Source organism: Streptomyces sp. P5F9 (assembly GCF_057961495.1).
Genome location: NZ_JBXVPZ010000409.1, coordinates 1 through 8,897, shown reverse-complemented (window position 1 = coordinate 8,897; position 8,897 = coordinate 1). Strand labels below are relative to the sequence as shown.

General features: G+C 72.1%; 7 protein-coding genes. 2 read left to right on the top strand and 5 right to left on the bottom strand.

Annotation, left to right across the window (positions count from 1 at the left end; genetic code table 11):
- Positions 1-49 precede the first annotated feature (49 nt).
- Positions 50-1,942, top strand: a complete 1,893-nt coding sequence (locus AC31A1_RS40470) for an ABC transporter ATP-binding protein (protein WP_489658078.1) — start codon at positions 50-52, stop codon at positions 1,940-1,942.
- Between the two features lie 4 nt (positions 1,943-1,946).
- Here AC31A1_RS40470 and AC31A1_RS40465 read toward each other — a convergent pair whose 3' ends face one another.
- The 4 genes from AC31A1_RS40465 to AC31A1_RS40450 all read right to left on the bottom strand — a co-directional run bounded on the left by AC31A1_RS40465 (position 1,947) and on the right by AC31A1_RS40450 (position 5,660).
- Positions 1,947-2,129 (bottom strand): DUF8839 family protein, encoded by a 183-nt coding sequence (locus AC31A1_RS40465; protein ID WP_019060453.1) that lies wholly within the window; start codon positions 2,127-2,129, stop codon positions 1,947-1,949.
- A gap of 169 nt (positions 2,130-2,298) precedes the next feature.
- Positions 2,299-2,988: a DUF899 domain-containing protein gene (locus AC31A1_RS40460; RefSeq protein ID WP_489658076.1), complete on the bottom strand. Its 690-nt coding sequence runs from the start codon at positions 2,986-2,988 to the stop codon at positions 2,299-2,301.
- A gap of 109 nt (positions 2,989-3,097) precedes the next feature.
- The gene (locus AC31A1_RS40455) at positions 3,098-4,282 is read right to left on the bottom strand and encodes a cytochrome P450 family protein (RefSeq protein ID WP_489658075.1); all 1,185 of its coding nucleotides are present in this window, start codon (positions 4,280-4,282) and stop codon (positions 3,098-3,100) included.
- A 22-nt stretch (positions 4,283-4,304) separates the two neighbouring features.
- Positions 4,305-5,660: an amidohydrolase gene (locus tag AC31A1_RS40450; protein ID WP_489658074.1), complete on the bottom strand. Its 1,356-nt coding sequence runs from the start codon at positions 5,658-5,660 to the stop codon at positions 4,305-4,307.
- Positions 5,661-5,804: 144 nt separating this feature from the next.
- Between AC31A1_RS40450 and AC31A1_RS40445 the strand changes: the two genes are divergently transcribed.
- Positions 5,805-6,755: an endonuclease/exonuclease/phosphatase family protein gene (locus AC31A1_RS40445; protein WP_489658077.1), complete on the top strand. Its 951-nt coding sequence runs from the start codon at positions 5,805-5,807 to the stop codon at positions 6,753-6,755.
- A gap of 30 nt (positions 6,756-6,785) precedes the next feature.
- Here AC31A1_RS40445 and AC31A1_RS40440 read toward each other — a convergent pair whose 3' ends face one another.
- Positions 6,786-8,645: an FUSC family protein gene (locus AC31A1_RS40440; protein WP_489658073.1), complete on the bottom strand. Its 1,860-nt coding sequence runs from the start codon at positions 8,643-8,645 to the stop codon at positions 6,786-6,788.
- Positions 8,646-8,897: the final 252 nt, after the last annotated feature.

Genomic DNA, 8,897 nt, shown 5'->3' with positions numbered 1-8,897 from the left:
GGGGAGGAAGGGTGACTCGGGGCCAGGGGAGCCGTCCGCGTCGGAGCAGCTGTTGTTCGGTGGGCCCTTGCGGTACGACACGGGGTGGAGTCAGCACAACGACGCGTTCCTGGAGCTGAGCTTCCGGTCCATGGTGACGCGGCTGCCGGCGATGCTGAGGTCGAGTTTCCGGCTGGCCTGGCAGGCCGATCCGCGGGCCGCGCGGGTCGTGCTGGCCGCCGAGGCGTGCCGGGGCGCCACCCAGGCGGTGAGCCTGCTCGCGGTCAACAGTGTGCTGGGGCGGCTGATCACCGGCGGTCCCATCGGGGACCGGCTGCGCGGTGCCGTCCCCGCGCTGGTCACGATGGCCGCGGTGATGCTGGTGGGCGCGCTGCTGCGGGCCGCGTCGACGTACGCGACCGGGCGTCTTGAGCCGAAGGTGGAGCGGGTCGCCACCGAGCTGTATCTGGAGCGGGCGGCGGCCGTGGAGCTGGCCGCGATCGAGGATCACGCGTTCCACAAGCTGCTGGACACCGCGCAATACGGCGCCATGTCGGCCCGCCGCATGATCTCGTACGCGACGAACGTCATGAACGCGCTGATCTCGCTGATCGCGGCGGCGGGCGTGCTGACCGTGCTGCACCCGGCGCTGCTCCCGCTGCTGGCGACGATGACGCTGCCGAGCGCGTGGGGCGCGCTGACGAACGCGCGGCGCCACTACGAGTCGTTCCACACCTGGGTGCAGCACGTCCGGGCCGGCCGTCTCATCGGTTCGCTGCTCACCGAGCCGGAGGCGGCCCCGGAGATCCGGGTGCACGGCGTCGGGCCGTTCCTGCTGCACCACTTCCACGAGATGTCGGAGAGCGCGGAGGCGGAACAGGCCCGGCTGGCCCGGCTCACGGCCCGTACGGGGCTGATCGCGGCGACCTGGACGGGCCTCGCGACGGCGGCGACGTACGCGACGCTGGGCGGGCTGCTGCTGTCCGGGGCGATGGCGCTCTCGGTGGCGGGTACGGCGGTGATCGCGATCCGCACCGGTTCCGCGAGCCTCGACACGCTCGTCCTGGCGGTGAACCAGTTGCACGAGGAGGCCCTGTTCGTGGGCGATCTGCAGAAGCTGTACCAGGAGGCGACCGAGTGGGCGATCCCGGTCGGCGGGACGGCGCTGCCCGAGGAGCCGCGGGAGATCCGCTTCGAGAACGTCACGTTCAGCTATCCGGGCGAGGCCACCCATCCCGCGCTCGACGACGTCTCCCTCGCCCTCCCGCTCGGCCGGATCATCGCGCTGGTCGGCGAGAACGGCTCCGGGAAGACGACCCTGGTGAAGCTGCTGGCCGGGCTGTACCGGCCGGACCGGGGGCGGATCCTGTGGGACGGCGTCGACGCGGCCGGCGCGGACCGGCAGCAACTGGCCGACCGGATCGCGATGGTGGCGCAGAACTTCAAGCGCTGGCCGTTCACCGCCCGTGTCAACGTGGCCGTCGGGCGGTCCGCGGCGCCGCTCACCGAGGAGCGGCTGGCCGAGGCCGTCGCCGAGGCCGGTGCGCGGGACGTCATCGCGGATCTGCCGCGCGGCCTGGACACCCTGCTGGCCCGCAACTTCAGCGGCGGGCACGAGTTGTCGGGCGGTCAGTGGCAGCGGCTCGGGATCGCGCGGGCCGCCTACCGGAGGGGCCGCATCCTGATCGTGGACGAGCCGACGGCGGCCCTCGACGCCCGGGCCGAGCTGGAGGTCTTCGAGAAGATCCGCGCGCTGGCCGGCACCGGGCAGACGGTCGTGCTGATCACGCACCGGCTGGCGTCCGTACGCCACGCGGATCTGGTGCACGTCCTCGATCAGGGGCGGCTGGTGGAGTCCGGGACGCCCGACGAACTGCTCGCGAGCGGCGGTGTGTACGCGGAGCTGTACGCGCTCCAGGCGGACCAGTTCACGGCGAAGGTGCCCGCCCCGAAGGCGGGCTGACCTCTCAGGCGGCGGCGTCCACGACGTCGCCGCTGCGCACGACCACCAGGAACGCGTCGGTCGCGATGTCCATGACGACCTCAGCCTGCAGGCCCTCCAGACGGCGCGCCTGCGCGAACTCCTCCGCCGGCCACGAGCCACGCGGCCCGCCGGCGGGAAAACGCTCAAGCACCGTTCGCCCGTTCACCTTGTACCTCCCTGTCGTGCTGAAACTCGGAGAGCTTCGTGAAGCCTCATAGAGTTAAACGCCGACAGTACGGTGAACGGCTCGCGAAGTGACGGTACTGAGACATAGTCGACACCCGGCCGCACACTTTCCGCACACGGCCCGTGTCATTTTCTCGTCACCGTCCGTGTCATTCCTCGTATTCGTCGTGATAGCGGACACGGTCACTTCCCGCAGGCGCCCCGAGCGCCGACGCGCGCCCCTTGGGCTCCTCCCACTCCTCCTGCCGTCCCAGCGCGGTCAGATCCAGGAAGGTGGTGGTCGAGCCGAGCCCGTCGAGCCCGCGCTCATAGGTCGAGTAGGTGTGGAACACCCGGTCGCGGTCCCGCAGGAAGCAGCTGACACCCGGCCGCTCGACGGGTTCCCCGTCCCCGACGAACGTGACGTCGAAGTCCCAGTTGAAGTCCCCGCCGAAGGACGAGTACCAGGGCAGCGTCCACCCCATCCGCGCCTTGAACGGCAGGATCTTCGTGTACGGCGCTCTCGACACGGCGGCGAACGTCGTGCCGCGCACCTTCAGATGGGCCAGGTGCCCGATCTGGTCGAGGAACGCCGAGCAGCTGCGGCAGCCCGCGTCCCACTCGGGCGCGAACATGAAGTGGTAGACGACGAGTTGGCCGCGCCCCTCGAAGAGGTCGAGCAGGGTGGCCTTCCCGTCGCCGCCCTCGAAGAGGTACTCCTTGTCGATCTCCACCATGGGCAGCCCGCGCCGCTCGGCGTTGAGCGCGTCCCGCGCGCGCGTGGCCGCCTTCTCCTTGACCAGCAGTTCCTCGCGCGCCGCGCGCCACTGCGCACGCGAGACGATCTCCGGAAGCGACATGGGCCCTCCTGTGACAACGGTCCGTTGAGGGGTGGACCGGAGGGAGGACCGGAATTCATCGCCGCGTCGGAAAGTTTCTTGGAGAGATCTTCAGAGGGTCGAGGGATCTTCAGAGGGACTTCGTCCCGTACGTCACCGGGAGCGCGAGCAGCCCCCGGGCGCGCAGCGAGGGACGCCACCTCACCTCACCCTCCCCCAACTCCAGCCGCGGGAATCGCTCCAGCAGCGCGGCCAGCGCGATCTCCGTCTCGGCGCGGGCGAGCGGCGCGCCCAGGCAGTAGTGGATGCCGTGGCCCAGCGCGAGATGCCCGGAGGTGTCGCGGGAGAGGTCGAGCCGGTCGGGCCCGGGGAAGCGGTCCGGGTCACGGTTCGCGGCGGACGCGGACACCCAGACCGTCTCGCCGGCGGGGATGGTGACCCCGCCGATGGTGACGTCCTCGACGGGGAAACGCCGGATGGCGAGCAGCGCGGGCCCTTCGTACCGCAGGAACTCTTCTACGGCGGCGGGGAGTTGGGCGGGGTCGGCGCGCAACGCGGCCAGTTGCCCGGGGTGTTGCAGCAGCGCGAGCACGGAGTTGCCGATGAGCTGGACGGTGTTTTCGTACCCGGCGAAGAGGATGAGGAAGGCGAGGGACATCAGCTCGTCCTCGCTGAGCCGGTCGCCCTCGTCGCGTACGGCGATCAGGTCGGAAAGAAGATCGTCACCGGGCTCTTCCCGTTTGTCGGCGAGGAGTTGGGTGAAGAAGCCGAGCATCGCGACGACCGCGTGCTTGCCGGCCTCGGGCGGTGTCCCGGGCGCGGGCGCGACGAGGGTGTCGGTCCACACCCGGAAGTCCCGCCGGTGCCGGTCGGGCACGCCGAGCAGGTCGCAGATGACGGTGATGGGGAGGGGTGCCGCGTAGGAGGCGATGAGGTCGGTGTCGCCCTCCTCCCCCAGCGCGTCGAGGAGTTGGTCGGCGGTGCGCCGAATGGGCTTGCGGAGCTGCTCCGTTCGGCGCGGGGTGAACGCGCGGCCGACCAGGCGCCGGACGCGGGTGTGGTCCGGCGGGTCCATGTTGAGGAGGTTCGCGTCGAGCGCGGGCGGCAGCGAGAACCCCTTGTAAGTCCCGGCCGTGGCATGCCTCTTGTCCAGCGAGAGCCGCGGGTCGGCCAGCGCCGCCCGCACGTCGTCGTACCGGGTCACGAGCCAGGCGGGGGTGCCGTCGGGGCCGGCGATACGGTGCACGGGGGCGCTGTCGCGCAGGCGCCGGTACACGTCGTACGGGTGGTCGAGAAGGCCGTCCGCGAGATCCATGGGAACAGCCTAGAGGCGAGTCTCAGGTGTCGTATTCCTGGATCCGCCGGCCATGACTCCGGTCGACGAGAGCCGGCAGACGGTCCTCCAACTCCCGTACGACAGCGGGTACATCGAGCGTGAGCAGCTCGCGGTCACGCATGAGAACCCGGCCGTCGACGATCGTGGTCCGGACGTCGGCGGAACGGGCGCTGTGCACGAGGGTCGCGGCGAGATCGTGCACGGGCTGGGTGTGCGGCCCGGTGAGGTCGACGAGGATGATGTCGGCCCGGCGCCCCGGCGCGATGCACCCGATCGAGTCACCCAGCCCGACCGCCCGCGCACTCTGGAGGGTTGCGTGGTGCAGGGCTTGACGGGACGTCAGCCACCGCGGATCACCTTCGGTCGACTTCTGGATCAGCGCCGTGAGCGCCATCGACTCCCACACGTCGAGGGAGTTGTTGGAGGCGGCGCCGTCCGTGGCGAGTCCGACCGGGATGCCGATGGCGCGCAGGGCGCGGATCGGAGTGGTGTCCGGCCAGGCGAACTTGAGGTATCCCCGGGGCGCGGTGGCGACCGCCGTACGGCCGCTCGCACGCTCCAGGACGGGGAGGTCTCGGTCGATGATGCCGGTGCCGTGGGCGATGAGCAGGTCGGTGGCCAACAGGCCCGCGCGGTCGAGGACTTCGATGGGGGTGATGCCGTGGCGGGAGAGGCTGGTGTCGGTCTGGTCGCGGTTCTCTGCGGCGTGGATGTGGACGGGGAGGCCGTGTTCCAGGGCGAGTTCGGCGGTGGCGGCCAGGTCCGCGTCGGTCACCGTGTAGGGGGCGTGCGGGGCGAGGGCGGTGGTGATGCGGCCGTCGGCGGTGCCCCGGTGCCGTAGCGCGAACTCCAGTGATTTCTCCCGGCCTTGAGGACCCTGGGAGGAGAAGTAGGCCTCGCCGAGATGGGCGCGGATCCCGCACTCGGCGACCACGGCGGCGACCCTGTCCATGGAGAAGTAGTGGTCGGCGAAGCAGGTGACCCCGGCGCGGATCATCTCGGCGCAGGCGAGCCGCGCCCCCAACTCCACATCCTTTTCAGTGAGGTTGGACTCGACGGGCCAGACGACGTCGTTGAACCACTCCTCCGTGGGCAGGTCCTCGGCGAGCCCGCGCAGCGCGACCATCGGTGCGTGGGTGTGGCAGTTGACCAGCCCCGGCAGGGCCACCTGGCCGCGCGCGTCGAGGCGTTCGACGGCGGCGAGGCCGACCGCGTCCGCCGCGCGCGTCACCGACTCGACGAGCCCGTCCCGTACGACGATCGCCGCGTCCCGCTCGAAGCCGATGCGCTCCTGGTCGTCGTGGACGAGAACGGTGCAACCGGTAATGAGGAGATCGGCAGGAGAGTCACTCACCATCCCAACGTACGACGCCGTCCTCGCCCCGCGTGAGCCGAACCGCGCATCCCGGCGTGGCGCTGTCGCGAGCCGTCCCGGACCAGCACGCTTGCCTCACGACCAAGGCTCATGGCGCACGACCAAGGCTTCTGGAAGGGGCCCCGCATGCTCCTCGGCACCTGGAATCTGGAGAACCTGTTCCGCCCCGGCGGCCCGTCCGGCCCGAAGGACAAGGCCACCTACGAGACGAAGCTCGCCTCCCTCGCCGCCGTGATCACGGAACTGGACCCGGTGCTGCTCGGTGTCCAGGAGGTCGGTGACCCGGCCGCGCTCGACGACCTGGCCGGGATGCTGGACGGCGAGTGGCACACCGCCACCTCCGCGCACCCGGACGTCCGGGGCATCCGGGTCGGCTTCCTCAGCCGCACGCAGCCGCGGGTCGTCGCCGACACGAACACGTTCCCGGCCCACCTGCGCCCGGTGCAGTCGGACGACTCGGGCGCCGAGGAACCGGGGGTGGGCCGGGGTTTCCTGGCGGTGGAGGTCACGACGGCGACCGGCCCGCTGGCGGTGGCGGTCGCCCATCTCAAGTCGAAGCTGCTGACCTACCCGGGCAACCGTTTCTTCCCGCACGACGAGGGCGAACGGGCCCGCTACGGCGCCTACGCCCTCTACCGCCGGGCCGCCGAGGCGGCGACCCTGCGCGCGCTGGCCGACGGACTGCTCGCCGGTGAGGGCCGTACCCGGGACGTGGCGGTGCTCGGTGACATGAACGACGAGGTGCAGGCCGCGACCACCCAGATCCTGCTCGGCCCGCCGGGCTCGGAGATCGGCACGCCCGGCTACGACCGGCCCGACCAGGGCGACGCGGTCCGCCTGTGGGACGTGGCGCCGCTCATCCCGGCCGACCAGCGCTACTCCCGGATCGACTCCGGGCGCCGCGAGCTGATCGACCACATCCTGCTCAGCCATCACCTGGTCCACCGGGTGACGGCGGCGGGGACGGGACTGCCGGGTGAGGGAGCGCCTCGACTCCCGTCGGTGGGACCGGATCCGGCGGAGCGGCGGGAGGCGCCGGGGTCGGACCACGCGCCGGTTTGGGTGCGGGTGGAGTAGCCCCCTGTACGGCCTGTGCGGGCGAACTGGCTAGACAGCGATGGTGAGTTCGATGGCGCGCAGCCCGACACGCCCCCGTCCCCGCTCGAACTCCTCCAGCAGCTCGGTGAGTTGCCCGATGTGGCGAGACGTGAGCCGTCCCGTGTCGTCGAGATGGACGGCGCAGGCGGTGGTCGTGTCCACGAGCCGTTCGAGGACGGCCGCGACCTCGTCCGTGCCCTCCGTGTGCCGGGCGAGGGCGGGGAGTTCGGCGGCCGAGACGGCGATGGCGCCGCGGGCCTCGGCGAGTGTGCGGTAGGCCTCGCGGCGCAGGGTCCAGCGTTCGGCGCGGTCGTCGGACTCGCTCAGGACGTGCACGAGGTAGGCGTGTGCGGCGGCGCCCGCGGTCGCGAGCCGGGCGCGTACGCCCCCGCCGCGCTTCCCCGGCATCGGCAGATGCCCGACGACCAGCACGATCGCGCAGGCCAGCAGCGTCTCCCCGATCCGGCCGGCGGAGGCCTGCGGTTCCCCGCCGACCATCACGAGGGAGAGCACGAGGACGGTGACGACGGCGGTCTGCGCGGCGAAGTGCCGGGTGGCGACGGGAATGAGCGCACCGCTGAGTGCCACGAGCACGACAAGCCCTTCGGGCCGGGGCAGCACGGCGGCGAACCCGGCGAAGACGAGCGCCCCCAGCACGGTCCCCGCCGCCCGGCTGAGCGCCCGCGAGGCGAGCGGTCCGAGATCGGGCTTGACGAGGAAGACGGCGGTGGCGGGCAGCCAGTACCAGTGCTCGTGCTGCCCGTACCAGCGGGCCTGGTGCAACGCCTGCGCGACGGCGACACTGGCCCCGAAACAGAGTGCGACCCGCAGCCCGTACTCCCGCCCCCCGGCCCCAAACGCCTTACGGAGCAGATCAGTTGGCGTACGCCGACGCGTGTGCAGATCGCTCCCCTCCGCCTGGTCGAAGGCGTCGGCGGCCTTCAGCAGCGCGTCGTCGAGGGCGCGCAGCGCGGGCGCGGAACGGTTGGGCGCGGGCAGCGGCCCGGTGGGCGCGTTGTCGCGCACGGCGGCGGCGAGCCGGCGCGGCCCTTCCCCTGCCCGTGCCGACACCGCCTCCCCTGCCCAGGCGATCGCGGTCGCGGCCTCGGCGAGCGGCAGCGCGGCGGCGTACTGCCCGTGCAGCCGCCGCTCGGCCGCCGAACTGGCGTACCGCCGCAGCCGAGGCCCGGCGAGCGCGTCCTGTGCGTGATCGAGCGCGGCGGTCAGCGCGGCGCGCCGCCCCGTCGCCTCCGGCCCACCACTGGCGTCGAGCAGCGCGGCGATCGCGTCGTACACGGCGGCTACGGCGTGCCGCTCGCCGTCGAACCGGTAGTCACCGGCGATGGCCCCGGGCGTGGGCAGCGCCAGCCGCAGCAGGACCAGCCAGGCGGCCCCGGCGAGGAAGGCGAGGGCCCGCTGCCACCCCGGTTCGGGCAGGGGCATCCCGGCACCGATGGCGGAGGCGACGAGGAGTTGCGTACCCGCGCCCGACGCGACGGGCCCGATGGCACTGAACCCGCCGGCGACCAGCCCGATCCCGGTGAAGAGCAGCGTCAGCACGACAGCCCCGACATGCGCCCCGGTGTACGTCCCGATCAACAGCCCGGCGGCTCCGGCCAGCGCGGGGCCCCCGAGTCGCTTGACGGAGGCCCGCCGGCTCCCGGGCCGGTCGTTGATCCCGGCGAGCATCGCCCCGAGCGCGGCCAGCACCCCGAGAGACGTACGCCCGCCCAGCACGGCCACCGTCAGCAGCGGCCCGGCGGCCAGCGCCCCTCGCGTGACCGCGCTCCAGGGAACCGGCCCGCGCTGGGCACGGAGCGTGTGGGCGAGCCAGGGCGGAAGGGAGAACGCGTCGGTACGACGGGACACAGGGCTCCTGTCTTGACGAGGGCGGGGTGTGCCTTCGGGCGACGGTGGCCGGGGCGGTAGCTGGAGCGGGTGCTGAAGCTGGTGCGGGCGGCTGGGGTGGTAGCCGTGGTGTCCACGGTAGTTCGCGACCTTGTGCGGAACGGGCCGTGCGCATTTCGGCGATGTGAAGGTTGGCCGCAATGCCGCTTTCTTTATGAACGCAACGCCGAGAACAGCGTCCCCACCTCGGAAACCCCACGATCAAGCACCTCA